At 81.0% G+C, this 591-nt stretch carries 1 pseudogene; it reads left to right on the forward strand.

Annotated features, from left to right (window positions below):
- A pseudogene (locus RKE29_RS30320) lies at positions 1 to 591 on the forward strand (apolipoprotein N-acyltransferase); the annotation flags it as partial.

Consider the following 591-nt stretch of genomic DNA (forward strand, 5'->3'; position numbering starts at 1 on the left):
CGGCGGCTGGCGCGGCTCGCCCGCCGCGAGGGGCGGCGCACGGCGGCGGCCGCCGCGAGCGGCGTCGCGCTCGGGCTCGCCTTCCCGCCGTACGGGCTGTGGCCGCTGTCGGTGGCCGCGGTCGCCTCCTTCGGCCTGCTCGCCCGCGGCCGGACCGGCCGGCAGGGCGCGTGGCTGGGCTTCGCGTTCGGCCTGCCGTTCTTCGTGGTCCTCCTGAAGTGGCTGCACGTCGTGGGCTGGGACCTCGTGGTGGGCCTGTCCGTCCTCGAGGCGGCGTTCTTCGCGCCGCTCGGCGCCGGCCTCGCGGTCACCTCCCGCCTGCCGGGGCGGCTGCGGGCCCCGTGGCCGCTGTGGGCGGCCTGCCTGTGGGTGGCCCAGGAGTGGGCCCGCGCCCGGGTGCCCTTCGGCGGCTTCCCGTGGGGGCGGCTGGCGTTCGGCACCACCGGGACGCCCTTCATGCGGCTCGCCGCGCTCGGCGGCGCGCCGCTGGTCACCTTCGCCGTCGCGCTGACCGGCGCCCTGCTGGCCGCCGCGGCCCCGGCCGTCCACGACGCGGTACGGGCGCGGCGGGCGCCGTCCGGGCGCGCGGCC

Source organism: Streptomyces sp. B1866 (assembly GCF_031932565.1).
GTDB lineage: Bacteria > Actinomycetota > Actinomycetes > Streptomycetales > Streptomycetaceae > Streptomyces.